The organism is Peiella sedimenti (genome assembly GCF_030504955.1).
Lineage (GTDB): Bacteria > Pseudomonadota > Alphaproteobacteria > Caulobacterales > Caulobacteraceae > Brevundimonas > Brevundimonas sedimenti.
This window is the reverse complement of sequence record NZ_JAUKTR010000004.1, coordinates 1-24,942: the sequence shown is the minus strand read 5'-3', so window position 1 is coordinate 24,942 and position 24,942 is coordinate 1. Positions and strand designations below refer to the sequence as shown.

The following is a 24,942-nucleotide window of genomic DNA, read 5'->3' as shown; positions in this document are numbered from 1 at the left end:
CTCTTCTCCCCGGCCTGATGGCGGAGTGGTTACGCAGCGGACTGCAAATCCGTGTACGCCGGTTCGATTCCGGCTCAGGCCTCCACCCTTCCCGACAAGTGATGCAGCGCCACGGCCGCCGCCGTCGCGACGTTCAGCGAATCAACGCCGGGCGCCATCTCGATGCGCACGGTCTCGGCGCGGCTCATGACCGCATCCGACAGGCCTGGACCCTCGGCGCCCAACAACAGCGCCACGCGTCCCGCGGGCCTCACCTGTCTCAGGCTCGACCGGCCCGCCGGGCTGAGCGCCAGCAGCCGGAAACCCGCCGACTTCAGACCCGCGATGAGATCGAGCTCGTCCTCCACCACCGCATGGGGCGTCGTCAGGGCTGCGCCGGCCGAGACCCGGATAGCCTTCCGGTAGAAGGGGTCGCCGCAGCGCCCGTCCAGCAGCACCGCATGGGCGCCGAAGGCCGCGGCGTTGCGGAACAGCCCGCCGATATTGTCGTGGTTTGACAGGCCGAATGCACAGGCGACCACCGCATCCGCGGGCGCGGTCCCAAGCAGGTCGGCGGCGGAGACGGGCTCAGGCTTGCGGCAGAGGGCCAGAACGCCGCGATGCAACGGAAAGCCGGCGATGCCGTCGAGGGTCTGTTGCCCCGCCAGATAGACCGGAGCCGCCGTCGCGGCCTGGACAGCGGCGCCCAACCGCTGCTCGTGCCGCTCGGCCAGCAGCACCGCCTGGATCAGAAACGAACTACGTTGCAGCAGGCCGGTCAGCACCACCTCGCCCTCGGCGATGAAGCAACCGTCCCGACTCGTCAGGTCGCGCTCGCGGATTCGGGTGAAGGCGGCGACCCGCGGATCGTCCGCCGCGTCGATGCGGATCATCGATGACGCATGATCTCATCCAGCGCCGCCAGCAGCTCGTCGGAGCCGAACGGCTTTCGCAGCAACGGCAGATCGTGACCCACGCCCGTCTCTGCGATCTTTTCAAAGCCCGTGATCAGCAGGACCGGCAGATCCGGCTGGGCGTCCCGCGCCTGAACCGCCGTTTCCGCACCGTTCATCCCCGCCATGGCGTAGTCCAAGATGGCGGCATCGACGATGCCCGTCTTGATGTGCTCCAGGGCCGCCTCGCCGGCGTCAAACGCTTCGACCCGATGCCCCGCCTCCGACAAGGTCGCCACGACGAACTCGCGTACGGCCGGGTCGTCGTCACAGACCACGAGATTGAGCACGGCCGGAGCCTTGCGCTTGCGCGCCGGCGCTTTGGGCTGCTCGACCGGCGCCTGCGGCGGGCACTGGGGCAGGAACAGATGGAATTGGGCGCCTTTCCCCGGCGAAGTCTGTATCTCCACGGCGCCGCCGCACTGGCGAGCCACGCCGAAGACCTGGGCCAGGCCCAGTCCGGTGCCCTTGCCGATCGGCTTGGTGGTGAAAAAGGGCTCGAACGCCCGGGCCGCCACCTCCGGGGTCATTCCCTCGCCCGTGTCGGCCACGGTTAGGCGCACATACTCGCCCTCGGGCAGGGTCGGGGGCGCTGCCTGGTCCTTGCGCACACGAATGGTGACCATGCCGCCGTCGGGCATGGCGTCGCGGGCGTTGACGACCAGGTTCAGGATGGCCAGCTCTAGCTGGTCACGGTGGGTCGTGACCCAGGCAGGGCGGTCGAAGACGTCGAGATTGACGTAGACGTCCGCGCCCACCGATCTTTCCAGCAGCGGCTTCAGCTCCTCGATAAGCGCCGGGAGATCGACGGGGCCGAGGGTGATCTGGCGTCCCCTCGAGAAGGCCAGCATGTGCGTCGTCAGCTTGGCTCCCCGGCGCGCGGCTTCGATCGCATTGTCGGCCAGCATAAGGGACTTGTCGTCCAACTGCGCCCGCTTCTTGAGCAGGTCGATGCTGCCCAGTATGGCCGTGAGCAGGTTGTTGAAGTCGTGAGCGATGCCGCCTGTCAGCTGGCCCAGCGCCTCCATCTTCTGCGCCTGCTGCATGCGCTCGTCGACCGCACGGCGGCGCAGTTGATCCCGTTGCGCCAGCCAGACCAACATCAGCGCCAGGCCCACGGTGGCCAGGGCCGCAATGACCATGGCCGCGCCGGACCACCAGGAAGGCGCCGAGATCAGATGCGAGGCGACGGCCACATGCGCCGACCAGCCGCTGCGGGGCGAGGTCCAGTAGGCCGTGTAGTTCTTGAACCCTTCATAGGTGGTGCCCTGGTAAACGCCCGACTCCTCGCTGGCGATGGCGTCACGCACGTATGACGTGGCTAGGCCGCCCACGCGCTCCGGATAGCCGACGGTCCTGGCGATGAAGCGGCCGGACCTGTCCACAACCGCGCTGACCGATCCCTCCGGGGTCTGGTCGACCAGGATGTTCTGAAAGCCCTGGGTTGAGAGCAGTCCTTCGAGGACGACGCCTTCCCCCCGCCCCCGCACTGGTGCTTCCAGCCGCACACAGGGACAGCCCTCTCCTTCACGGACGATGCCTGACGCTGAGCGGTTCGCCGGCAGTGCGGGCCCAGGGGGCGCCGCCCGCCCGGCGCGCGTATCCCACAGCACGCGGCCGGCGCCTCGGTCCACCAGACGCATGGCCACCCAATCGTCCGGCTCGGCCGCCACGATACGGCGGGCCCGATCCAGAATGTCGGTCTGATCCGCCGCCAGTATGGAGGGGCTGGTCGAAAGCAGGTTCAGCAGCCGCCGATCCGCATCGATCCTGCTGTCGATCAGCATGACGACGCGCTCGGCCCGGCTGAGGGCCATGGCCTCGACGGCGCGGCGTTCCGACTGCTGCGAGAAGGCGGCGCTCAGCGCCATGAACAGGACAAGCGGAGCCAGCGCCGCGGCCGCAGCAGGCAGGGCCGACTTGGACAACAGCCGTCTCAATCCCCCTTGGCCTCCCCTTCAGCCGACCCGCCGGACATCGCCGGGGTCAACAGCAACGCCTGACTGCCCGATTGGCTCCATTCCGCCAAGGCGAAAGCGGCGTTAACGTCTCGATAACCAAACCCACCCCAAATGAAGGCGTCTTCTGTCTCGGAGACACCCCACCATCTTGACCTTCAGCCCGGCTCCGCGCCGGGCTTTTTTTCTTGGGGACCGGCGCTTGCGCAGCGCGCCGAACGCTTGCTATAGCCCGCGCCTTCCAGAGCGACTGTTCCGCGGTAGCTCAGTGGTAGAGCAGCCGGCTGTTAACCGGCTGGTCGTAGGTTCGAATCCTACCCGCGGAGCCACTCGCCCTTATGGGGCGGCCCTTTCCACCAGTATGACCGTGGCCTGTGCGCCGCCGCCGGGCGTGGCCCAGTCGATGCGCACGCCTTCGCCCTCGTGCGGGGCTTGGCTGACCAGGCCCTCGGGCCGCGGCGAACCCAGAGTGACGGTGTGGGCCCTGTCCGCTCCCCCCTCCCACCGAGCGCGGAAGGTGTGGCTCTGTTGGCTCAGGGGGCGAGGCAGCTTGATATCGAAACGACCCTCGCCATCGGCAATCCCCGCCGCCCCGATGCGGCCGTCCACCTCGATGTCGACCCTAGCGCCAGGCGCCGCGCGGCCCGATAGGGACACGCCGCCGCTGCTGTCGAAGTCCACCGCCTTCAGGCCACGACCCTCGGCCAGCACCCTGGCCCCGGCGCCCGCCTGCACGATCGCGGGCGCCGCGTCGTTCGCGCCGAGCAGGAGCCAGCCGTCCACGGGCGACGCCCCCTCTCCGGCGCCCGAACTCAGCTCGAACAGCGCCAGGCCGCTGGGCACGGCCAGGTGAAAACGCCCATCGCCGGCGGCGTTGACGCCATAGGTCTGGCCGGTGGACGAGGCCGCCCGCACTCGGTCGCCGGGCGGGGCTCGGCCGATGATCACCCATCCGCCCACATCGGGCTGCACGGAGTGGATCCTGGGTCCTTCGGCCCACGCGTCGACCTGGGCTGCATCAGGAGTCTCCCCCCGCTCCGGCGCACAGCCGGCGAGCGTCGCCGCCAGGGCGAGGACGAGGCTGGCGAAGGCGGCGGTTTGGCTCATCGCATTCCTGATAGCGCGCTGGTGGGTTTCTGCTAGACCCCGCCTTATGACGAACCAGCTTCCCAGCCCCCACCAGATCGATTCCGTCTGCCTGTTCTGCGGCTCCTCCAACGGCGCGGACCCTGCCTATGTGGAGGCTGCGCGTGAGCTTGGGGCCGGGCTCGCGGCCGCCGGTCTGCGCCTCGTCTATGGCGGCGGCGGCGTGGGCCTGATGGGCGCCGCGGCTGAGGCGGCTCACGCGGCCGGGGGCCGTGTGCTGGGCGTCATGCCCTCCTTCCTCCGCTCGCGCGAACGCCTGTTCGACGTGGTCGAGACCGTCGTCGTCGAGACCATGCACGAGCGCAAGGCCATGATGTATGACGCCTCCGACGCCTTCGTGGTGGCGCCAGGCGGCATCGGTACGCTTGAGGAGGCGGTCGAGCTGCTGTCCTGGAAGCGGCTGGACCTGCACGCCAAGCCGGTGGTCTTCCTCAACCTCAACGGCTTCTGGGAGCCGTTCTTCGCGCTCGTCCGCCACAATGTCGGCCAGGGAATGACGCCAGACTGGTTCCTTGACGCCTTCGTCTCTGCCGACAGCGTCGACGAAGCCTTGCGGATGCTCGGTGACAGCTAGTGCATCTTTTTTGAAAACGCGCCTTGACGCCATCGCAGGGGCGGCGTAGTCCGCAGTCAGTTTGCTTTAGCAACTGACAGAGGGAACCCGCCATGCGCACATTCACCGCCTTTGCCGCCTCCGCGATCCTGCTCGGCCTCGCCGGCGCTGCGGGCGCCGCCGGAACCACCAGCCTGACCTTCCGTGACGGCCAGCCCGCCGATCGTTTCGTACTGGACGGGGCCAGCTGGCGCTGCGCCGAAAACGTCTGCATCGCCACGGGCGGCATGTCCCAGCCGGCCATGCGCGCCTGCCGCCGCATCGTCGCCGAGCACGGCCCGGTGTCGACCTTCACCTGGCGCGGTGAAGCCTTCGACGCTCAGCGGCTGGCCCAGTGCAACGCGGCTGCGGCCTAAATCTGATCAGGCCGTTTCGCCGGCCAATCGCTTGAGGATGCGCTCGCGCCCGATCAGGGGTGCGAGCGCCGCCAATTCAGGACCGTGGTCGTCCCCAGTGAGGGCCTGGCGCAGCGGCATGAAAAGACCCTTGCCCTTGGCGCCGGTCGCTTCTTTGACAGTGGCGGTCCAGGCGCCCCAGCTGGTTTCGTCCAGCGTCTGAGGCAACAGCTCGGCCGCCTTGGCCGCGAAGGCGGCGTCCTCGATCTTCGGCGTCACCGGCCCGCGCACGATGCGCGCCAGCTCGGCGACGTCGGAGAACCTGTTCAGGTTCGGCCGCACCGTCTGCCAGAAGGTCTCGCCAAGGTCCGCGTCCATGGCCGTCAGGCGCGGCCGGGCCGCCTCGTAGGTCATGGCGTGCAGCACCGCGGCGTTCAACCGGTCCAGGTCGGCCGTGTCATAGCGCGCAGGCGCCCGTCCCAGCTTGCCGAAGTCGAAGCCCGACGCCAGGGCCTCCAGCGAGTCCGAAGCCTCGAGATTGTCGCTGGTGCCGATGCGGCCCAGATGGCTGACCACCGCCAGCGGCTCGTAGCCGTCCTCTCGCATCTGGGCGATCGACAGCGAACCCAGCCGCTTGGACAGGGCTTGGCCGTCCTCGCCCACCAGCAGCGACATGTGCGCAAAGCCCGGCGCCTTGGCGCCCAGCGCCTCGAACAGCTCAATCTGGGCGCCGGTGTTGGTGACGTGGTCCTCGCCCCGGATGACGTGGGTGATGCCCATGTCGATGTCGTCCACCACCGACGGCAGCGTGTACAGGAACAGACCGTCCTCGCGGATCAACACGGGGTCTGACATGGAGGCGGTGTCCACCTCGGCGGCCCCGCGAACCAGGTCGTTCCAGGTGACCCGGCGGCCATCCAGCCTGAAGCGCCAGTGAGGCCGACGGCCTTCCGCCTCCAGCGCGCGCTTCTCCTCATCCGTCAGCTTCAGGGCGGCCCGATCGTAGATGGGCGGCAGACCGCGCGACAGCTGCACCTTGCGGCGGCGGTCCAGCTCTTCGGCGGTTTCGTAACAGGCGTAGAGCCGTCCGGCCGCCTTCAGCTTCGCCGCCGCGGCTTCATAGGACGCAAAGCGCTTCGACTGATTGTGGCGCTCGTCCCACTCAAGTCCGAGCCACTTCAGATCGGTCTCGATGCCGGTCTCGAACTCGGCCGTCGAACGCGCCAGATCCGTGTCATCGATGCGCAGGACGAATTGACCGCCCTGGCCCTTGGCGAACAGCCAGTTGACCAGCGCCGTGCGGACATTGCCCACATGCAGACGGCCGGTCGGCGACGGGGCGAAGCGAACCTTGACGGACATTGAGGGACCCATGCGGAAAGCCCGCGTAGGTCGTCCAGCCGCCGCCCCCTGTCAAGCGAGGGCTTGAGGCCTCAGGCCTGGCGTTCGTCGCGATGAACGCGCTCGCGCCGCTCGTGCAGCTCCTGCGCCTCGAGGCTCAAGGTCGCTGTGGGGCGGGCCTCCAGCCGGGCCAGGCCGATCGGCTCGCCCGTCTCTTCGCAATAGCCGTAGCTGCCGTCCTCGATCCGCCTCAGCGCCTCGTCGATCTTGGCGATCAGCTTGCGCTGACGGTCGCGGGTGCGCAGCTCCAGCGCCCGATCGGTCTCGGAACTGGCCCGGTCGACGAGGTCCGGATGGTTCTCGGTCTCGGCCTGCAGGTTGACTACGGTGCCCTTGGCCTCGCGAAGAATGTCGTCCTTCCAGGCCAATAGCTTCTTCCGGAAGTAGTCCAGCTGCCGCTCATTCATGAACGGCTCGTCCTCGCTTGGACGATAGGCCTCGTCGACGACGACAGACGCCATAGCGTTCATCGGTCCCTCACGCCTCACAGCACACCCCCCTGGGTACGCGGAACGCCGTATAGCCGATGCTGCGGATTCGCATCAATCGAATGCAATGCCGCAGGGGAAATGGAATGAATTCCCTCAACCAGCGTGGTTTTCCCGCCGCAGCGAAACGCTGATGCTAAACGAGGCGCGCCTTGGCCAGCTCGACCGCCGCCCGGATCTCGATCTGATTGAGCAGTTGGTTGAGCCCCTGATCCTCGTCCCCGACGCGTTCCTCGCGCACCGCGCGGGCCAGTCCGGACAAGGCCGCCTCGCCTCGCCCGCCCTCCAGAAGCGCCAGCTTCACCTCTTCCAGCCGGTCGAGAATGCCGGAGGCGCGGCGCATGGCGCGGCGACGGCGCTCGGTGGCCGTCTCGGCGCCCTGCAGGGCCATCAGGGCTCCGACGGAGGCTACGCCCATCACGCCTGCGGCGCTGGCGGCCGGCGCTGCCGCGGCAGGCGCCCCGGCCCCGCCCAGGCTGAAACCCGCGGCTCCCGCCCGTCCGCTGGACGGCGTGGTGGCGGTGGGGCTCGCTCCAGTGCGTTCGATGCGCATGGCGGCAGGTTTGCCGCGTCCGGGTCACCGAACTCTTAACGGACGGCAGAATTTGCCGGTCGGCGAGATCGCCGGATCATTAACCAGATAGACCCTTGATCTATCTCGACTTTTGGCGCGACGGGGCTGGCATGGAAGCTGCATCGCCTGGCGCATCATGCTTAACGGGACCACCGTCATGTCGCGTCTGTGCCTGCTGATCGTCCTTGTCGCCGCCGCTCTCGGCGTCGCCGCCGCGCCTGCGGCCGCCACGTCTCGGATCAAGGACATCGTGTCCATCGAAGGGGTCAGGTCTAACCAGCTGATGGGCTACGGCCTGGTGGTGGGCCTGAACGGCACCGGCGACAGCCTTCGCAACTCCCCCATGACTCGTCAGAGCCTGGAGGCGCTGCTCGAGCGCCAGGGCGTCAACATCCGCGACGCCAACGCCAACACCAAGAACGTGGCCGCCGTCATGGTCACGGCCGAGCTGCCGCCCTTCGCCACGCCGGGCTCCCGCATCGACGTGACGGTCTCGACCACGGGCGACGCCCGCAACCTGATGGGCGGCACGCTCCTGGTCACGTCGCTGATGGGGGCCGACGGCCAGGTCTACGCCGTGGCGCAGGGCGCCGTGCAGACGGGCGGCGTGTCCGCCTCAGGCGCTTCGGGTTCATCAGTGACGCGGGGCGTGCCGACCGCCGGGCGCATCGCCGCCGGCGGCGTCGTGGAGCGCGAGACCGGCTTTGACCTTTCGACCATGCCCATCGTGCGCCTGACCCTGCGCAACCCGGACTTCACCACGGCCCAGCGCATCGCCGGGGTCATCAACCAGCACTTCCCCAACACCGCCTACGCCGAGAACGGCACCGTGGTCGCCGTACGCGCGCCCGCGGGCCAGGACATGAGTCGCTACCTGTCGCAGATCGAGCTGCTCAACGTCGATGTGGACGCGCCGGCCAAGGTGGTCATCGACGAGGCCAACGGCGTCATCGTCATGGGCGAGGCCGTGCGGGTCTCCACCGTGGCGGTGGCCCAGGGCAACCTGACCGTCAGCGTGCAGGAGACGCCCCAGGTCAGCCAGCCTGCGCCTTTCTCACGCGGCCAGACGGCGGTGGTCCCCCAGTCCGATGTCACGGTCGAGGAAACCGGCACGCAGCTCCATGTCATGGGGGGCGGCGCCTCGCTCTCCAGCGTGGTCAGCGGGCTCAACGCCCTGGGCGTCTCACCCCGCGACATGATCTCCATCCTTCAGGCCATCCGCGCCGCGGGCGCCCTGCAAGCCGACATCGAGGTGATCTGATGAGCGGTCCTGTCTCCCTGCCCACCGACGTCCTGCGTCCGACAGTCCAGGCCCCGGCGGGCGTCCACGACGTGGCCCGGGCCCGCGAGGCGGCCGTCCAGTTCGAGACGGCCTTCCTTTCTTCCATGCTGCAGCCTGTGTTCGCGGGCGTATCCTCTCAGGACTCCATGTTCGGCGGCGGAGCCGGTGAAGAGGCTTTCCGCTCCTTCATGGTCGACGCCGTCGCCAGACAGGCCGCGCGCTCCGGCGGGATCGGCCTGGCCGACCGGGTGCAGGCGGAACTACTGCGCGCTCAGGGCCTGGAACTTCCGTCGCAGGGAGCGTCCTGATGGCCCTCGCCGCCCACGACGCCGCCGACCGCGCCCGCCAGCTGACCACCGTGGCCGAGCTGCTGACCGAGCGCCTGACCGTGGAAGCCGCGGCCTTCGAGGCGCGACGTCCGCAGGACGTGGCCGCCGGGGTGGCCGAAACCCAGCGCCTGGCCAACCTCTACCGCCATGAAGCCGTACGCATCAAAACCGATCCCGCTCTGATCGAACCCGCGCCCCTGGCCGACAAGGCGGCCTTGGCTGAGGTCGTGAAACGGCTGGATCAGGTGCTTCGCCGCCATGCGCGCGCGCTCGAGGCCGCCAAGACCCTGACCGAAGGGCTGGTGCACGCCATCGCCAGCGAGGTGGCGCAGGGCCGCGCGCCCTCCGCCTATGGCGCTCAAGGCGTGGCCGCCGCCGGCGACGCCCGCGCCGTCACCCTGAACCGCCAGGCCTGAGCGCCAGGGTCCGCTCTACGCCGATCGCATCCAGGAACTCGGGATCGTGGCTGACCACGACCAGGGCGCCCCGCCAGGCCGCCAGGGCCGCCTCGACGGCCGCCAGAGAGTCCAGGTCCAGATGGTTCGTCGGCTCATCCAGGATCAGCAACTGCGGTGGCTGCACGGCCGTCATGACGCAGGCCAGGGCCGCCCGCAGGCGTTCGCCGCCTGAAAGGACGCCCACCGTCTTCTGCGCGGCGCTGTTGCGGAACAGGAACCGCGCCAGGGCGGCGTGCGCCTGATTGGGCGTCGTCTCTGGGTTCAGGCGCCGATAGGCCTCCATCAGGGTCTCGCGAGGCCGCAGGAGAGCCGCGTCCTGATCCAGGAGGGCGGAGCGGACTGGACGCTGAACGGTCCCTTCGGCCGGCTCCAACTCGCCGGCCATCAGCTTCAGCAGCGTCGACTTTCCCGCGCCATTGGGCCCAGTCACAGCCACGCGCTCGGGGCCCGTGAGCTGCATCGAAATGGGCCCGACCACGACCCTGCCGTCCGGCGCCCGCCAAGCCGCATTCTCAAGGGTCAGCACCGTGCGCCCCCTCGCCAGGTCTGGCGAGGGCAGAGGGATATCGAGCAGGCGCACCTGCTCCACCCGCTCGCGCGCGGCCGTCAGCTTCGCCGACGCGGCCTCCGCGCGGCGCTGGGCCAGCCAGTCTTCCCGCCCACCCGAGTTCTCCGCCCGCTCGGCCATGGCGCCCAGCAGGATCTTCGGCTCCGAGCGCCTCATGGCGAAGGCGCGGCCCGCGCGGTCACGCCGCGCCTTGCGCTCGGCCGCTCTCTGGCTGTCGCGCGCCGCGCGCTCCACTTCCCGCTCGGCCACCGACAGGTCGTGCTCGGCCGCGGCGCGTTCGGCCGCCTTGCGCTCGGCATAGGCGTCGTAGCCGCCCCCGAAGACGGCGGCGCCCAGGTCGGACAGCTCGACGATGCGGTCCATCCGCCGCAACAGGGCGCGGTCATGACTGGCCACGACCACGCCGCCCGGCCAGCGCGCCAGCAGGTCGGCGACTTGGGCCCGACCCTCGGCGTCCATGTGGTTTGTGGGCTCATCCAACAGCAGCAGGTCAGGAGGAGCGAGGCGCAGAGCCGCCAGCCTCAGACGCGTCTGTTCGCCGCCGCTCAGGGTGGCGACCCTCCGGCATAGATCGAGGCCGGCCAGTCCGGCGTCCGCCATCACGGCGGCGATCCGCGTCTCCAGGGTCCAATCCGCCTCGGCCAGGTCCTGGGGACTTCCATCGCCCGCCAGCACCCGCGCGACAGTCGCCAGGGCTTCGGCCACGCCCAGGGCGTCGGCCACGGTCTCGGCCGGCTCGGGCTCCCGCCTTTGGGCCAGCCACGCCACGGAGCCAGATCGGGCGACCAGGCCCTCCGAGGGCTCGGCCAGCCCCGCGATCAGACGCAGCAGGGTGGTCTTCCCCGACCCGTTGCGGCCCACCAGCCCCGTGCGCTCGTGCGCAAGAGCCAGGCTCAGATTGTCGAAAAGTATGCGGCCGTCAGGCGTGCGGGCGCCGACGCGGTCGAGCGTTGCGTACGCGGATGCGGACGGGCTTGGGTGAGGATTTCGAGAGGACATAGGCGAACACGAGCAGCGGTGCGGAAAGGGCGAATGCGATTTCCACCAGGCTGATCATCTTCGTCGGGGCTCCTCGGACGTTCCTGCGAACGGACCGAATGTGAGAGGCGCGCGGCCGGCGCGCAAGCCTTTTCCAAGGCGGCGCCCCCGATGGGTCATGCGGATCGCCATTGGCCTGATGGCCCTTGAGGCCTACATCACGCCCATGCAGCCTCCCCCGACCGGCCAGAGCTTCGTCAGCCGCCGCGACGAGCTCACGGCCCAGATCCGCGCCGAAACCGGCATCGACGAGGCGATGATCGCCGCCCTGGTCGAGACCTTCTACGCCAAGGTGCGGGCCGATCCGCTGCTGGGGCCGGTATTCGCCGCGAAGATCAGCGACTGGGCCCCGCATCTGGAACAGATGAAGCTGTTCTGGTCGTCCGTCGCCCTGATGACAGGCGTCTATCACGGCCGCCCCATGCCCAAGCACATCCCCCTCCCGATCGAAGCCGCCCATTTCGACCGCTGGCTTGAGCTGTTCGAGGAAACCGCGCACGAGGTCTGCCCGCTACCGGCCGCGGACCATTTCATCGAGCGCGCCCGCCGCATCGCCGAGAGCCTTGAGCTGGGCGTCGCCTCGGCCAACGGTGTGCTGCTCAATCGCGGCGAGCGGTACCGAAGGGCCGAGTGACGCAGGCGCTGGTTCCGGCTTTGTTCTTGCTGTAATCAGCGAGTCAGTGCCCATATGACACCGTCCAGCGGGAGCGCGTCTCTCGCCCCAGCGTTCTCAGCGACAGCATGGCCGACACCCACGACTTCATCCGCGTGCGCGGCGCGCGTGAGCACAATCTGAAGAGCGTCGACGTGGACATTCCGCGCGGCAAGCTGGTCGTCATGACCGGCCTGTCCGGCTCGGGCAAATCCTCGCTCGCCTTCGACACCATCTACGCCGAGGGCCAGCGCCGCTATGTCGAGAGCCTGTCGGCCTATGCGCGCCAGTTCCTGGAGCTGATGGGCAAGCCGGACGTGGACCTGATCGAGGGCCTGTCGCCGGCCATCTCCATCGAACAGAAGACCACGTCCAAGAACCCGCGCTCGACCGTGGGCACGGTGACCGAGATCCACGACTACATGCGCCTGCTGTGGGCGCGGGTCGGCGTCCCCTATTCGCCCGCCACCGGCCTGCCGATCCAGAGCCAGACCGTCAGCCAGATGGTCGACAAGCTGAACGCCCTGCCCGACGGCGAGCGCATCCTGTTGCTGGCCCCCGTCGTCCGCGACCGCAAGGGCGAGTACAAAAAGGAGATCGCCGAGTGGCGCCGGCAGGGCTACCAGCGGCTGAAGATCGACGGGGAGTTCTATCCCATCGAGGACGCGCCGGTCCTGGACAAGAAATTCAAGCACGACATCGACATCGTCGTGGACCGCCTCGTCACCAAGCCGGGGCTGGAGGGCCGCTACGCCGACAGCCTGCAGACGGCCCTGGGCCTGGCCGACGGCCTGGCCGTGGCCGAATGGGCCGATGTGAAGGAGGGCGAGACCGAGCCCCAACGCATGCTCTTCTCCGAGCGCTTCGCCTGTCCGGTCTCGGGCTTCACCATCGCCGAGATCGAGCCGCGCCTGTTCAGCTTCAACAACCCGGCCGGCGCCTGTCCGGCCTGCGACGGTCTGGGCGTGAAGCTGGCCTTCGACGCCGACCTGGTCATCCCCGACCGCGACAAGACCCTGCACAAGGGCGCCGTCGCGCCTTGGTCGCGCGGTCCCTCGCCCCTCTACACCCAGACGCTGCAGGCCCTGGCGCGCCACTACGGCTTCTCCATGGACAAGCCCTGGCGCGACCTGCCCGATCAGGCCAAGGCCGTGGTCCTGCACGGCTCGGACGGCGAGAAGATCAAGTTCGTCTATGACGACGACGCCCGGAAGTACGAGGTCTCCAAGGCCTTCGAGGGCGTGCTGCCGAACCTGGAGCGCCGCTGGCGCGAGACGGACAGCGCCTGGGTCCGCGAGGAGCTCGGCCGCTATCAGTCCGAGACTCCGTGCGAGGCCTGCTCCGGCTATCGCCTCAAGCCAGAGGCCCTGTCGGTGCGCGTCGGCGGCGAGCACATCGGCCACGTCTCCAACCTGTCGATCAAGAACGCCCACGAGTGGTTCACCGCGCTCGACGACCGGCTGACCGACAAGGAGCAGGAGATCGGCCGCCGCATCCTGAAGGAGATCAACGACCGCCTGCGCTTCCTCAACAATGTGGGGCTGGACTACCTCAACCTGTCGCGCAGCTCCGGCACCCTGTCCGGCGGCGAAAGCCAGCGCATCCGCCTGGCCAGCCAGATCGGCTCAGGCCTGACGGGCGTGCTCTACGTGCTGGACGAGCCCTCCATCGGCCTGCACCAGCGCGACAACACCCGCCTGCTCGAAAGCCTGCGGGGCCTGCGCGACCTCGGCAACTCGGTGCTGGTGGTCGAGCACGACGAGGAGGCGATCCTGACCGCCGACCACGTCATCGACATGGGCCCCCGCGCCGGAGTCCACGGCGGCGAGGTGGTGGCGCAAGGGACCCCGTCCGAAGTGCTGGCCAACCCCAGGTCCCTGACCGGCCGCTACCTGACCGGCGCGGAGGAGATTCCCCTGCCGCCCGACGGCCGCCGTCCCCGCGACAAGAAGAAGGTGCTGCGCGTCGTCGGCGCCCAGGGCAACAACCTCAAGGACGTGACCGGCGAGATCCCCGTCGGCCTGTTCACCTGCATCACCGGCGTGTCGGGCGGGGGCAAGTCCACCTTCACCATCGAGACGCTCTACAAGGCCGCCGCGCGCCGCCTGAACAACGCCACCGCCGCGCCCGCCACCTTTGACCGCATCGAGGGGCTGGAGCACTTCGACAAGGTGGTGGACATCGACCAGAGCCCCATCGGGCGCACGCCGCGCTCGAACCCGGCCACCTATACCGGCGCCTTCGGTCCCATCCGCGACTGGTACGCCGCCCTGCCCGAAGCCAAGGCGCGCGGCTATGGCCCGGGGCGCTTCAGCTTCAACGTCAAGGGCGGGCGGTGCGAGGCCTGCCAGGGCGACGGCGTCATCAAGATCGAGATGCACTTCCTGCCCGACGTCTACGTCACCTGCGACGTCTGCAAGGGCCGGCGCTACAACCGCGAAACGCTGGAGATCGTCTTCAAGGGCAAGTCCATCGCCGACGTGCTGGACATGACCGTCGAGGAGGCGGCCCAGTTCTTCAAGGCCGTCCCCTCAATCCGCGAGAAGATGAAAACGCTGGAGCGGGTGGGACTGGGCTACGTCAAGGTGGGCCAGCAGGCGACCACTCTCTCAGGCGGCGAGGCGCAACGGGTCAAGCTGTCCAAGGAGCTGTCGCGCCGGGCCACCGGCAAGACCCTCTACATCCTGGACGAGCCCACCACGGGCCTGCACTTCGACGACACGAAGAAGCTGCTCGAGGTGCTGCACGAGCTGGTCGAGAACGGCAACACCGTCATCGTCATCGAGCACAATCTGGACGTGGTGAAGACCGCCGACTGGATTCTGGACTTCGGACCCGAGGGCGGCGACGGCGGCGGCGAGATCGTGGCCCAGGGCACGCCCGAGCAGGTGGCGGCCGACAAGGACAGCTGGACCGGCCGCTACCTGGCCGAAACGCTGCAGCGACACGCCGAGCGGCGCAAGGCCGCCCGGCGCGCCTGAGGCGTCAGGCCGCCTGCACCCCGTGATCGCGGCTGCGGCCGCGCATGGCCAGAACCACCGATCCGATCAGCAGGACGGCGGTGGTGACGATGCTCCCTTCGGGACCAAAGGCGGCGCCCGTGACCCACCAGGGCAGGGTCTCGCGCGTCGTCAGGTCCACGACCAGCGGCGTGACCTCGATGTTCAAGCCCGAAACCTCCAGGCCGAAGCCCAGGCCCAGCAGCCAGTTCCACGCCGCGTGCCAGCCGCAGGCGCCCCACAGCGAGCCCTCTCGCGCGGCGTAAAGACCGATGAAAACGCCGAACAGAATGACATTGGTCACGCCCATGGCCAGTTCAGGGGACGGGTCGATATTGGCCGCGTGCAGCAGTCCGAAGAGGACCGAGCTGAGACCGATGCCCCAGGCCAGGCCGTGACGCGAGGCGATGACCTGCATCAGCCAGCCGCGCGTGACGATCTCCTCGGTCGATCCCTGCACGATGAAGCCCAGCAGCAGGATGAGGATCGGGACCAGCGCCGTCATCAGATCGGCGCCGCCGAAGGCGCCCGGCCCCTCGACGCCATAACCGCCCACGCCCCAAATGACCCCGACGATGACGACCAGGAACAGCAGGCCAACGCCATAGCCGCGCAGGAAGCGCTTCAGACCTTGGCCATTGAAGCCGATCTCGCGCAGACCGCGCCGCTCGAAGAACCTGACCCAGGCCAGCGTCACCAGGGCGATGAATACGAAGCCGAACAGGGTGTAGGCCGTGCCCTGCCAGCCGATTGAGGCGCCTTGCGGCGTCAGAAAGCCCAGCGCCAGGCCGGGGAAGGCCGCCAGGACGGAGCCCAGAAGCATGAACACAAGCGCCAGCGGCAGAGCCGCCGCCGTCCAGGTGCGCCGGTGCCGCGGCTTTCGCGGCGCGTAGAGTTCAATGCCCGCCATGCGCCTACTCCCGACCCGACAGCTGCTGATAGGCGCTGGCCCAGGGGGCCATCAGGATCGCGTACTGCAGCGCCTGCAGGATCGCGCCAAAGGCCAGATAGCCGATGAACAGCGGCGCCATGGTGCGAAGCAGACTCTGAATGTCGTTCTCGGGCAGGCTGGCGATCTGCTCGAAGGCGCCCATGCCGCCCCCGATGGCCATGGCCAGCGGCACGCCCACGAGGCTGAGGAGGATCTGGACGACCAGGGCCAGGATGAAGGCCAGAATGCCCATGCCCAGCAGGCTCCAGAAACGGCCCTTGGTCACGCCCCAGGAATCGAAGATGCGGATGCGCCGCTCAGCCACCGTCATGGGAACGGCGAGGCCGAGACGAACGGCGATCCAGATGATCGCGCACACCAGGACCAGCATGAGCAGGATGGCCACGCCCGCGGCCGCGCCTTCATTGGTCTGGCCCAGCACGCCCGCGGCTACGCCGATGACGATGCCCCCCACGATGCCGACGCCGATGAAGACCAGCAGGAGGACCAGATTGACGACGAAGACGCGCAACTCGTCCCCACCAAGCCGCAGATAACCAAACGCCTTCTCGGAAGGGCGCAGAACGGCCCGGCTGACCGCCGCGCTCATGACGACGTTCAGGATTATACCGATGGGGAAAGCCGCCGCGGCGAAGCGGCCATAGGCTGCGAAGAAGTCGCCCATCACGGCGATGTCAGGGTCGCCGCCGGAGCTTGCGGCCTCCATGGCCTCGGCGGCTTGCATGAGGTCGCCGAGCGCCCCGCCCATGGCGGCGAACATGATCATGCTGCCCACGAAATAGACCAGCGCCCAAAGCGCGATGGCCAGCGGCGCGCGCCGCGTCAGGCGAAAGCCTTCGAACGCGCTGTCAGAAGCCGAGAATGACATCGGGTAGGTCCCCATCCAATCCGCGGCCTTGGGCCGCCCCCTGATTGGAGACTAGGCCGCTGCCGGGTCTCTCGCCAGTCCCGCCGTCGTTAAACCTGCGTAAGCCGGCCTCAGGCTTCGGGCGTCGGGTTCTGGAGCGCGCGAGCGTAGGGCGCGACCATCATCAGCTGGCTTAACCCCTGCATCCAGCAGACGATCAGCAGCAAGACGCCGCCCCCGCCCCACAGCAGGGCCGGATTGGCCATGGCGCCCTCCAGCCAGGCGTCAAAGGACGGCGCATCCCCGACGCCGAGCGCCGCCCCAGCTGCTACCGCGACGCCGATAAGGACGCCCCAGACGATCAGGCTGACCACCACACCGATGATCCAGCTAAGCAGCAGCATCAGGAACAGCCGCAAGGTCTGGCCGCGGCCCGCCTTCCAGCCCGGCTCGAAGGCCAGGGTCTTTGAGCGCACCGTCGCGGGCGCGATCAGCGCCAGCCTGCCCCACAACAGCAGCAGGCCGACCACATAGGCCGCGCCCATCAGCACGTAGGCCGGAATTTTCACGCCCTCGGGCAGGCCCCACATCAGGGCGCCCAAGCCCACGAGCAGCAGCCCAACCAGCACCGCCGCCACGAACAGGCCCACCGCCACGGCGATCAGGACGATCAGGACGTAGAGCTCGGTCATGCCGATGCGCAGGAAGAGGGCTCGGTCGCGGCCGCGTCCGGCGAACACCGCCCGTATCATGGCGGCTGACACGACGGCGGCGAAGACGACCTGAAGCAGCTGAGCCAGCTGCGCCCACAGCTGCACGCCCAGGCTCTGGGCCATCAGCGCCTCATGAAGCCCCTCGGGGTCGCTGGCATGGGCGATCATGGTCCTGAACATTTCCACCGTCGCCCCGCCCATCAGGGCCAGCGGCGCCAGCAGGACAAGGCCCCAGACGAAGGTGCTCAGGGGCCGGCCAAAGGCCAGCCTGAACGGCTCCAGCGCCGCATCGCCGATGGAAAATGTCTTCATGTCAGAGCCCCCTCTTTCGGCCGGACGCTAGCCCGAAACGGCCGGGATGGCTATGCAGCCGCCCATGACATCCCCTGCTCCCATCCACGTCATCGGCGGCGGCCTGGCCGGCTCCGAGGCCGCCTGGCAGATCGCGTCGGCCGGCGTGCCCGTCATCCTGCACGAGATGCGCGGCGTGCCGGGCGTGAAGACCGACGCCCATCACACCGACGGCCTGGCCGAGCTGGTCTGCTCCAACTCCTTCCGCTCGGACGACTGGGAGTACAACGCCGTCGGCCTGCTGCACGCCGAGATGCGCCGCCTCGACAGCCTGATCATGGCCTGCGGCGACGCCAATCAGGTGCCGGCCGGCGGCGCGCTGGCGGTCGACCGCGAGGGCTTCTCCCAGGCCGTGACGGCCAGGCTGGAAGCCCATCCGCTGGTCACCATCGTCCGCGAGGAGATCGCCGGCCTGCCGCCCGCGGCCAATGAGAGCAATGGGTGGGACAGCGTCATCGTCGCCACCGGGCCGCTGACCTCCCCCGCCCTGGCCGACGCCGTCCTTCAGCTGACCGGCGAGGAGAGCCTTTCCTTCTTCGACGCCATCGCCCCCATCGTCCACGCCGACAGCATCGACTTCGACATCGCCTGGCGTCAGTCGCGCTACGACAAGGAAGGCCCCGGCGGCGACAAGGCCGCCTACGTCAACTGCCCCATGACGAAGGACCAGTACGAGGCCTTCATTGACGCCCTGCTGGCCGGTCCCAAGACCGAGTTCAAGGAGTGGGAGAACGTCCCCTATTTCGACGGCTGCCTGCCCATCGAGGTGATGGCCGAGCGCGGCCGCGAGACCCTGCGCCACGGCCCCATGAAGCCCGTCGGCCTGACCAATCCGCGCGATCCGACTGTCAAGCCCCACGCCATCGTTCAACTGCGCCAGGACAATGCGCTGGGCACCCTGTTCAACATGGTCGGCTTCCAGACCAAGCTGAAATACGGCGCCCAGACTGACATCTTCCGCATGATCCCGGGGCTGGAAAACGCTCAGTTCGCCCGGCTGGGGGGGCTGCACCGCAACACCTTCCTGAACAGCCCCAAGCTGCTGGACGGACAACTGCGCCTGAAGGCCGATCCGCGCCTGCGCTTCGCTGGTCAGGTGACGGGCGTGGAGGGCTATGTGGAATCGGCCGCCATGGGCCTTTTGACCGGCCGCCTTGCCGCCGCCGAGCGGCTGGGCAAGCCCCTCGATCCGCCCCCACCCGAAACGGCCCTGGGCGCCCTTGTCGCCCACATCACCGGCGGTCACCTGGAAGGCGCCAAGTTCCAGCCCATGAACATCAACTACGGCCTGCTGCCGCCGCTGGAGGCGCCACGCCAGGACGCCGAGGGCAAGCGCATCCCGCCCAAGGATCGCGGCCGGGCCAAGAAGCGGCTGATGAGTCTGCGCGCCCTCGACGCGCTGGAGCGATGGCGGGCCGGCTGACGTCCGCCGCAGTTCAGACCACCGTCCCGAACAGCCGCCCGATGCCGGCCGTCACGGCCATGGCCAGGGCGCCCCAGAACACGACGCGGACCACCGAGCGGATGAGAGGCGCCCCGCCCGCCCGCGCGCCCATCAGGCCGAGCGCCGCCAGCCCGATCAGGGTCGCCGCCACCACCCAGATCAGGATCGCCGGAACCGGCGCCACCACCGCCACCAACAGGGGCAGGGCCGCGCCCGCCGAGAAGGTCAGGGCCGAGGTGATCGCGGCCTGGATCGGCCGCGCCGTCGTGATCTCCGATATGCCCAGTTCGTCGCGGGCGTGCGCGCCCAGCGCGTCCTTCTCCATCAGCTGCAGGGCCACCTCGCGCGCCAGGTCGGGCTTGAGTCCTCTGCGCACATAGATGCCGGTCAGCTCCTCAACCTCGGCAGGGCGGTCGGTCGCCAGCTCGACCGTCTCGCGCGCCAGGTCGGCCTTTTCGGTGTCGGACTGCGAGCTGACCGAAACGTACTCGCCCGCCGCCATGGACATGGCGCCCGCGACCAGCCCCGCCACACCGGCAATGAGGATGCCCCCGCGCGAGGCCTCGGCCGCCGCCACCCCCGCCACCAGGCTGGCCGTTGAGACCAGGCCGTCGTTGGCGCCCAGCACGGCGGCTCGCAGCCAGCCGATACGGGCCACCATGTGCCATTCGGAATGCGCCTTCATGCGTGTCATCGCGGCCTCCGTCGCCGGGGCTCAGCGAACGCCGTTTCCAGACTCGCCGCAAGCAAGGGGAAATCCTGATGTCTGGTTCGGGCCCCTGCGATAAACCGACGCCATGATCCGCCCCCCAGTCTCCCGCCCGCCAGTCTCCCGCCCCCCAGTCTCCCGGTCCATCCAAGCGATGGTGCGCCGCCGCGTCACCGCCGTCTTCAACGACGCCGAGCGTGGCGAGCGCCCGGTGCTGAGGCGCGACGACGCCCTGTTCCCGCCCGACTCCGTCGCCTGGCGGGTCAACGGCGACGTGGTCACCATGATGATCGGCGGGGTGGCGGGCCTGCTGCTGCAGATGCTGCACCCGGCGGTGCTGGCGGGCGTATGGGATCACTCCGACTTCCGCGCCGACATGCACGGGCGCCTGCGTCGCACGGCCAAGTTCATCGCCATCACCACCTATGACCACGCCGAGGCGGGCCGCGAGGCCATCGCGCGGGTCCGGCGCATCCACAACAAGCTGGGCGGGACCCTGCCGGACGGGACGGCCTATCGCGTCTCGGATCCGCGCCTGCTGGCCTGGGTGCACGTCACCGAGGTCTCTAGCTTTCTCGACGCCTGGATGCGCTACGCCGAGCCGCGCATGAGCCTGGCCGATCAGGACGCCTATTTCGCCGAGATGGCCCGCATCGCCGAGGCCCTGGGCGCTGATCCCATTCCCCACACCCGGGGCGAGGCCGACGCCCTGATCCAGAGCTTCCGTTCCGAACTGCGCTCTGATGCGCGCACCAAGGAGGTGGCCTCCCTCGTCCTGCGTCAGACCGTGGGCCAACCCGCCGTCGACCTCGCCGCCCGCATCATCATGCAGGCGGGTCTGGACCTTCTGCCGCCGTGGGCGCGGACCATGCACCGCCAGCCAACCCCGTTGCCCAAGCCGCTGGTGCGCGCCGGCGCGGCCACGACAGCCGGCTTCATCCGCTGGGCCTTCGAGGGCTCGCCCAATCGCCGGGTGTGGCCGGCTGAGACGACGACGTTTCCAGACGCCAGCGACTAACCGTCTACATCCTTGAGCATCAGCATCTGGCCAACCAGGCGCTCACGATCGTCGCGAAAGCCACACTCGACCCAACCGCTCCTGGGATTGCGCCAAGTGCCGAACATCATATCCCATAGGGGCAAACCGTAGTTGTTGCGGTGCGCCCCGCGCTCGTGATGCAGGCGGTGCATCTCCGGCCGCTGTACGAGCAGACCCAGCCACCAGGGAGTGCGCATATCGGCATGGGCGATCAGATTGAGCAGGGTGACGTACAACAGCGCCAGCGCAGCTGAAAACGGCCCAGCGCCGAGCAATACATAGGCGATTACTGCATTGAGCAGCGTGGCCAGAAGAGCGTCGAAGGGGTGAACGTAGAAGGCTGTCAGCGCCTCAATCCGTGTCGGGCTGTGATGCAGCTGGTGCACCCACCGCCAAAGTCTATCAGACGCATGAATCGCACGGTGGTAGCCGTAGGCTACGAGACTAGCGACAAGGAAGGTGACAACGCTGGCGGACACCGGATCCAAACGCTCGGCCAGATGGAAGAGGGCATGCCCACTGATCCAGCGCTCAAAGATGACGCCAGCAGCCACCACGGCCACGAGATTCACTACATTCAAGGCGCCTGCATAGAAGCGCCAGCGCTTGTCGCAGCTCGCTCTTGATGCCGGAGCGATCACCTCGCGAGTGAAGATCACGCAGAAGGCCGCCAATGTCAGGAAGTACACTACGAACAGCATCGCCCCCCCGCTAGCTATACGTACTGACTGACTTACCACAGAACGCGCGGTGAGGTGAGCCGGCGCTCTAAACCCCCGGCTCCAGGTCCGGCGCGCTCTTGGGCGTCGGGTTCTGCTCCAACTCAGCGATCAGGGCGTTCATCTCGGCGATCTCCCGCTCCTGCGCGGCGATGATCTGGTCGGCCAGCTCGCGCACGCGCGGGTCTTTGATGTGGGCCCGACGGCTGGTCATGATGGCGATGGAGTGGTGCGGGATCATGGCCTTCATGTAGCTGACCTGGTCCACGGTGGCCTGGCTGCGCACCAGCCACAGCGCGCCCGCGAACACCACCGCCGCGCCCGCGAAGATGGCCAGGTTCAACCGCCGGTTCTTGTACATGCCCATCATGAAGCCGAGCATGACCACGGCCATCGTCGCCCCCATCAGCAGGGCCATGTAGAGCCGCGTCTCGCTGAAGCGGGCGTGCTCGATCGCATAGGTGTTCAGATACATCAGGCCGAACATGACCACCGTCGAGGCAGCGATCATGGCGGCGAAGCGGCGATAGCTCATGGGCGGGCCCTCCTTTGGGGAGCGCAACCGCTCAGCTCGGGCTTTGTTGCGCCACGCCGGGCTGGTCAGGGATGGGCACGGGTCCGTCTGGCAGCAGCTCTTCCGGGTCCGGCAGGTCCGGCCGCGCCACCTCCACCTCGGTGGCGCGCAGGTCGGCCATCTTCTGGCGCGAGACGAAAAAGCCGATCACAGCCAGCCCTATCACCGCCAGCACGATGACCCAGACCCAGGCGGGTCCAGCACTTCGTCGCCGCATCGCAAAGCCCCCTACACGGATGGCCGGGCGCTGCGTCAGCCCGGCGGGTCGACAACGGAACTGTGCGCCTTATGTTCCGCCCCGTCCATGCCCCACACCGACTCACAGCCCCCCGCCCCTAAGCCTCCTGGCCCGCGCATCTCCGACCTCGCCCGCGCCGACGGCGGTCCGGGCGATTATCTGGCCGGCCTCAATCCCGAGCAGCGCGAGGCCGTGCTGGCCATCGACGGTCCGGTTCTGGTGCTTGCCGGGGCCGGCACCGGCAAGACGCGCGTCCTGACGACGCGCCTGGCCCACATCCTGGCCCTGGGCCGCGCCAGGCCGTGGGAGCTGCTGGCCGTCACTTTCACCAACAAGGCCGCGCGTGAGATGCGCGAGCGCATCACCCACATCATCGGCCCCTCCGCCGAGGGGCTGCGCTGGCTGGGGACCTTTCACTCGATCTCGGCCCAGATCCTGCGCCGTCACGCCGAGCTGGTCGGGCTGAAGTCCACCTTCACCATCCTGGACACGGACGATCAGGAGCGGCTGCTGAAGCAGATCCTGGAAGCCGAGAACATCGACACCAAGCGCTGGACGCCGCGCACCCTGGCCTCTCTGGTCGACCAGTGGAAGAACAAGGGCTGGACGCCGCAGAAACTTCCCGCGTCGGAGGACTTCGCGCAGGGGCGGGCTCAGAAGCTTTACGCCCTCTATCAGGACCGGCTGAAGACGTTGAACGCCTGCGATTTCGGCGACCTGCTGCTGCACGTCATCACCATCCTGTCGCAGCATGAGGACGTGCTGGGCGAGTACCGCCGCCGCTTCCGCTACATCCTGGTGGACGAGTACCAGGACACGAACACGGCCCAGTACCTGTGGCTGCGCCTGCTGTCCTCGGCGGACGGAAATGTCTGCGTGGTGGGTGACGACGACCAGTCCATCTACGGCTGGCGCGGCGCCGAGGTGGACAACATCCTGCGCTTCGAGCGTGACTTTCCGGGCGCCAAGGTCGTCCGCCTGGAACGAAACTATCGCTCGACCAAACACATCCTGGGCGCGGCCTCAGGCCTGATCAGCGCCAACAAGGGCCGGCTGGGCAAGACTCTGTGGACCGAGGCCGACGGCGGCGACAAGGTCCAGGTGCGCGGCGTCTGGGACGGCGAGGCCGAAAGTCGCCTGATCGCCGACGAAATCGAACGCTGGCGCAAGGACCAGCCCGGCCGCCGCTGGAAGGACTGCGCCGTTCTGGTGCGCGCCTCGTTCCAGATGCGCGCCTTCGAAGAGCGGTTCGTCCTGCTGCAGATTCCCTACACCGTCGTCGGGGGTCCGCGCTTCTTCGAGCGGGCCGAAATCCGCGACGCCCACGCCTACCTGCGCCTGATCCAGTCCGAAGACGACGACCTCGCCTTCGAACGCATCGTCAACACGCCCAAGCGCGGCATCGGCGACACTTCGGTCTCCAAGCTCCTGACCATCGCCCGGACCATGGGCGTCTCGGCCGTGGCGGCGACGCGCCAGATCATCAACTCCGATGAGCTTCAGGCCCGGACACGCACGGCCCTGTCCCTGTTCCTGCGCGACCTCGACCGCTGGCGGACCCTGGCCGGCCAGGTCAAGCACTGGGAGCTCACCGAGACCGTATTGGAGGAGAGCGGCTACACTGACATGCAGCGGGCGGACCGCGCCTCGGGCCCCGCCCGCCTCGACAACCTCAAGGAGCTGGTCCAGGCCATGCAGGCCTTCGACAGCCTCGGCGCCTATCTGGAGCACGTCTCCCTCGTGATGGACCTGGATCAGGGCGCGGGCGACGACGCGGTTCAGGTCATGACCCTGCACGCCGCCAAGGGGCTGGAGTTTCCGCTCGTCTTCTTGCCGGGCTGGGAGGAAGGCGTCTTTCCCAGCCAGCGCAGCATCGACGAAAAGGGCGAAAAGGGCCTCGAAGAGGAACGGCGCCTCGCCTATGTCGGCGTGACCCGCGCGCGTGAGCAGGCGCGCATCTCCTTCGCCGCCAACCGCCGGGTCTATGGCCGCTGGACCACCCAGCTGCCCAGCCGCTTCGTCGACGAGCTCCCCATCGAGCATGTCGAGGCGGCCTCGGACACGGGCTATTACGGCGGCGCGCCGGGCCTCAGGGAAGCGAAGTCGCGCTGGGACGACGCGCCCAGCTTCGGCGCCGGCTATTCCTCGCCCGGCTGGCGCAGGGCCCAGGTGAACACGGCCGGCTCGCCCGCCGCGCCACGCTGGCAGCGCCCGGGCGTCATCGAGGGCGAGGGCCGGCTGGTGGCCACAGCCACGTCTTCATCTTCCGCCTACGGGATCGGCGACCGCGTCTTTCACCAGAAGTTCGGCTACGGGAAGGTCCGCGCCATCGAGGGCAACAAGCTGGTCGTCGCCTTCGACAAGGCCGGCGAGAAGAAGGTCATCGACACCTTCGTCGAGAAGGGGTGAGCCTTTTCCCCCCCGGCCGGGCGGACATTCAGCTGGGATGACGCCGTAGAATCCTTCTCCTCTGGTGGGTGGAGAAGGCTCGTATACGAGCCGCCGACGGGTGGCGCGTAAGCGCCGGATGAGGGGGCCTAGACCTTCCTGTCTCCTCCCCATCGCCAGATGGGGAGGGGGACC

Annotated in this window: 24 protein-coding genes and 2 tRNA genes; 12 read left to right on the top strand and 14 right to left on the bottom strand. The window is 68.6% G+C overall.

The features are described 5' to 3' along the window. The first annotated feature begins 11 nt into the window (after nt 1-11). Nucleotides 12-85 (top strand) — tRNA-Cys (locus Q0812_RS09800). Here the strand turns inward: Q0812_RS09800 and Q0812_RS09795 are convergent. Together Q0812_RS09795 and Q0812_RS09790 are read right to left on the bottom strand one after the other, a co-directional pair. Then, on the bottom strand, nt 75-872 hold the full coding sequence (locus Q0812_RS09795; RefSeq protein ID WP_302110153.1) for a TrmH family RNA methyltransferase: 798 nt from the start codon (nt 870-872) through the stop codon (nt 75-77). The two genes, Q0812_RS09800 and Q0812_RS09795, sit on opposite strands and share 11 nt — an antisense overlap. Further along, nucleotides 869-2,860: an ATP-binding protein gene (locus Q0812_RS09790; RefSeq protein WP_302110152.1), complete on the bottom strand. Its 1,992-nt coding sequence runs from the start codon at nt 2,858-2,860 to the stop codon at nt 869-871. Before Q0812_RS09790 ends, Q0812_RS09795 begins: the two co-directional genes overlap by 4 nt. A gap of 284 nt (nt 2,861-3,144) precedes the next feature. On the opposite strand from Q0812_RS09790, the gene Q0812_RS09785 reads away from it, so the two are divergent. Continuing rightward, nucleotides 3,145-3,219, top strand: a tRNA-Asn gene (locus Q0812_RS09785). A gap of 7 nt (nt 3,220-3,226) precedes the next feature. Here Q0812_RS09785 and Q0812_RS09780 read toward each other — a convergent pair. Further along, on the bottom strand, nt 3,227-3,997 hold the full coding sequence (locus Q0812_RS09780) for a hypothetical protein (protein ID WP_302110151.1): 771 nt from the start codon (nt 3,995-3,997) through the stop codon (nt 3,227-3,229). A 46-nt stretch (nt 3,998-4,043) separates the two neighbouring features. Here Q0812_RS09780 and Q0812_RS09775 point away from each other — a divergent pair, with 46 nt between their 5' ends. Both Q0812_RS09775 and Q0812_RS09770 read left to right on the top strand, forming a co-directional pair. Then, nucleotides 4,044-4,610 carry an LOG family protein gene (locus Q0812_RS09775; RefSeq protein ID WP_302110150.1) on the top strand — a complete coding sequence of 189 codons (567 nt, stop codon included), beginning with the start codon at nt 4,044-4,046 and terminating at the stop codon, nt 4,608-4,610. A 92-nt stretch (nt 4,611-4,702) separates the two neighbouring features. Then, a complete protein-coding gene (locus Q0812_RS09770) occupies nt 4,703-5,005 on the top strand; it encodes a CC_3452 family protein (protein ID WP_302110149.1) in 303 nt (100 codons plus the stop codon). A gap of 6 nt (nt 5,006-5,011) precedes the next feature. On the opposite strand, the gene gltX is transcribed toward Q0812_RS09770, so the two are convergent. From gltX to Q0812_RS09755, 3 genes are all read right to left on the bottom strand, one after another. After that, on the bottom strand, nt 5,012-6,346 hold the full coding sequence (gltX, locus tag Q0812_RS09765) for a glutamate--tRNA ligase (protein WP_302110148.1): 1,335 nt from the start codon (nt 6,344-6,346) through the stop codon (nt 5,012-5,014). Nucleotides 6,347-6,417: 71 nt separating this feature from the next. Further along, nucleotides 6,418-6,846, bottom strand: coding sequence for an RNA polymerase-binding protein DksA (dksA, locus tag Q0812_RS09760; protein WP_302110433.1), 429 nt, complete (start codon nt 6,844-6,846; stop codon nt 6,418-6,420). Nucleotides 6,847-7,009: 163 nt separating this feature from the next. Further along, the gene (locus tag Q0812_RS09755; protein WP_302110147.1) at nt 7,010-7,426 is read right to left on the bottom strand and encodes a flagellar assembly protein FliX; all 417 of its coding nucleotides are present in this window, start codon (nt 7,424-7,426) and stop codon (nt 7,010-7,012) included. A gap of 178 nt (nt 7,427-7,604) precedes the next feature. Between Q0812_RS09755 and Q0812_RS09750 the strand changes: the two genes are divergently transcribed. Genes Q0812_RS09750 through Q0812_RS09740 form a run of 3 tightly spaced genes read left to right on the top strand, consistent with a single transcriptional unit; the run spans nt 7,605 to nt 9,474 of the window. Next, nucleotides 7,605-8,708: a flagellar basal body P-ring protein FlgI gene (locus Q0812_RS09750; RefSeq protein ID WP_302110146.1), complete on the top strand. Its 1,104-nt coding sequence runs from the start codon at nt 7,605-7,607 to the stop codon at nt 8,706-8,708. After that, nucleotides 8,708-9,037 carry a rod-binding protein gene (locus Q0812_RS09745; protein ID WP_302110145.1) on the top strand — a complete coding sequence of 110 codons (330 nt, stop codon included), beginning with the start codon at nt 8,708-8,710 and terminating at the stop codon, nt 9,035-9,037. Before Q0812_RS09750 ends, Q0812_RS09745 begins: the two co-directional genes overlap by 1 nt. Next, nucleotides 9,037-9,474, top strand: coding sequence for a flagellar basal-body protein FlbY (locus tag Q0812_RS09740; RefSeq protein ID WP_302110144.1), 438 nt, complete (start codon nt 9,037-9,039; stop codon nt 9,472-9,474). Before Q0812_RS09745 ends, Q0812_RS09740 begins: the two co-directional genes overlap by 1 nt. Here the strand turns inward: Q0812_RS09740 and Q0812_RS09735 are convergent. Then, on the bottom strand, nt 9,452-11,083 hold the full coding sequence (locus Q0812_RS09735) for an ABC-F family ATP-binding cassette domain-containing protein (protein ID WP_302110143.1): 1,632 nt from the start codon (nt 11,081-11,083) through the stop codon (nt 9,452-9,454). The genes Q0812_RS09740 and Q0812_RS09735 overlap by 23 nt on opposite strands. A gap of 157 nt (nt 11,084-11,240) precedes the next feature. On the opposite strand from Q0812_RS09735, the gene Q0812_RS09730 reads away from it, so the two are divergent. Both Q0812_RS09730 and uvrA read left to right on the top strand, forming a co-directional pair. Continuing rightward, a complete protein-coding gene (locus tag Q0812_RS09730; protein ID WP_302110142.1) occupies nt 11,241-11,756 on the top strand; it encodes a group III truncated hemoglobin in 516 nt (171 codons plus the stop codon). A gap of 107 nt (nt 11,757-11,863) precedes the next feature. Continuing rightward, a complete protein-coding gene (gene uvrA / locus Q0812_RS09725) occupies nt 11,864-14,755 on the top strand; it encodes an excinuclease ABC subunit UvrA (protein WP_302110141.1) in 2,892 nt (963 codons plus the stop codon). Between the two features lie 4 nt (nt 14,756-14,759). On the opposite strand, the gene Q0812_RS09720 is transcribed toward uvrA, so the two are convergent. From Q0812_RS09720 to Q0812_RS09710, 3 genes are all read right to left on the bottom strand, one after another. After that, entirely contained in the window at nt 14,760-15,683 is a 924-nt protein-coding gene (locus Q0812_RS09720; protein WP_302110140.1) for a CPBP family intramembrane glutamic endopeptidase, read from the bottom strand. Between the two features lie 4 nt (nt 15,684-15,687). Beyond that, complete coding sequence (locus tag Q0812_RS09715; RefSeq protein WP_302110139.1) at nt 15,688-16,593, bottom strand: hypothetical protein; 906 nt, start codon at nt 16,591-16,593, stop codon at nt 15,688-15,690. 110 nt (nt 16,594-16,703) lie between these two features. Beyond that, nucleotides 16,704-17,597 carry a hypothetical protein gene (locus Q0812_RS09710; RefSeq protein WP_302110138.1) on the bottom strand — a complete coding sequence of 298 codons (894 nt, stop codon included), beginning with the start codon at nt 17,595-17,597 and terminating at the stop codon, nt 16,704-16,706. Nucleotides 17,598-17,661: 64 nt separating this feature from the next. Here Q0812_RS09710 and trmFO point away from each other — a divergent pair, with 64 nt between their 5' ends. Continuing rightward, a complete protein-coding gene (trmFO, locus tag Q0812_RS09705) occupies nt 17,662-19,059 on the top strand; it encodes a methylenetetrahydrofolate--tRNA-(uracil(54)-C(5))-methyltransferase (FADH(2)-oxidizing) TrmFO (protein ID WP_302110137.1) in 1,398 nt (465 codons plus the stop codon). Nucleotides 19,060-19,072: 13 nt separating this feature from the next. Here the strand turns inward: trmFO and Q0812_RS09700 are convergent, their stop codons facing one another. Further along, on the bottom strand, nt 19,073-19,774 hold the full coding sequence (locus tag Q0812_RS09700; RefSeq protein ID WP_302110136.1) for a VIT1/CCC1 transporter family protein: 702 nt from the start codon (nt 19,772-19,774) through the stop codon (nt 19,073-19,075). Between the two features lie 169 nt (nt 19,775-19,943). On the opposite strand from Q0812_RS09700, the gene Q0812_RS09695 reads away from it, so the two are divergent. Further along, nucleotides 19,944-20,807 (top strand): oxygenase MpaB family protein, encoded by an 864-nt coding sequence (locus tag Q0812_RS09695; RefSeq protein ID WP_302110135.1) that lies wholly within the window; start codon nt 19,944-19,946, stop codon nt 20,805-20,807. On the opposite strand, the gene Q0812_RS09690 is transcribed toward Q0812_RS09695, so the two are convergent. The 3 genes from Q0812_RS09690 to Q0812_RS09680 form a co-directional block, all read right to left on the bottom strand. Next, complete coding sequence (locus Q0812_RS09690; RefSeq protein ID WP_302110134.1) at nt 20,804-21,529, bottom strand: sterol desaturase family protein; 726 nt, start codon at nt 21,527-21,529, stop codon at nt 20,804-20,806. The genes Q0812_RS09695 and Q0812_RS09690 overlap by 4 nt on opposite strands. Before the next feature lie 67 nt (nt 21,530-21,596). Next, nucleotides 21,597-22,082: a DUF305 domain-containing protein gene (locus Q0812_RS09685; RefSeq protein WP_302110133.1), complete on the bottom strand. Its 486-nt coding sequence runs from the start codon at nt 22,080-22,082 to the stop codon at nt 21,597-21,599. A 31-nt stretch (nt 22,083-22,113) separates the two neighbouring features. Beyond that, entirely contained in the window at nt 22,114-22,338 is a 225-nt protein-coding gene (locus Q0812_RS09680) for a hypothetical protein (protein ID WP_302110132.1), read from the bottom strand. 87 nt (nt 22,339-22,425) lie between these two features. Here Q0812_RS09680 and Q0812_RS09675 point away from each other — a divergent pair, with 87 nt between their 5' ends. Then, nucleotides 22,426-24,768, top strand: a complete 2,343-nt coding sequence (locus tag Q0812_RS09675) for an ATP-dependent helicase (protein ID WP_302110131.1) — start codon at nt 22,426-22,428, stop codon at nt 24,766-24,768. The last annotated feature ends 174 nt before the right edge of the window (nt 24,769-24,942 follow it).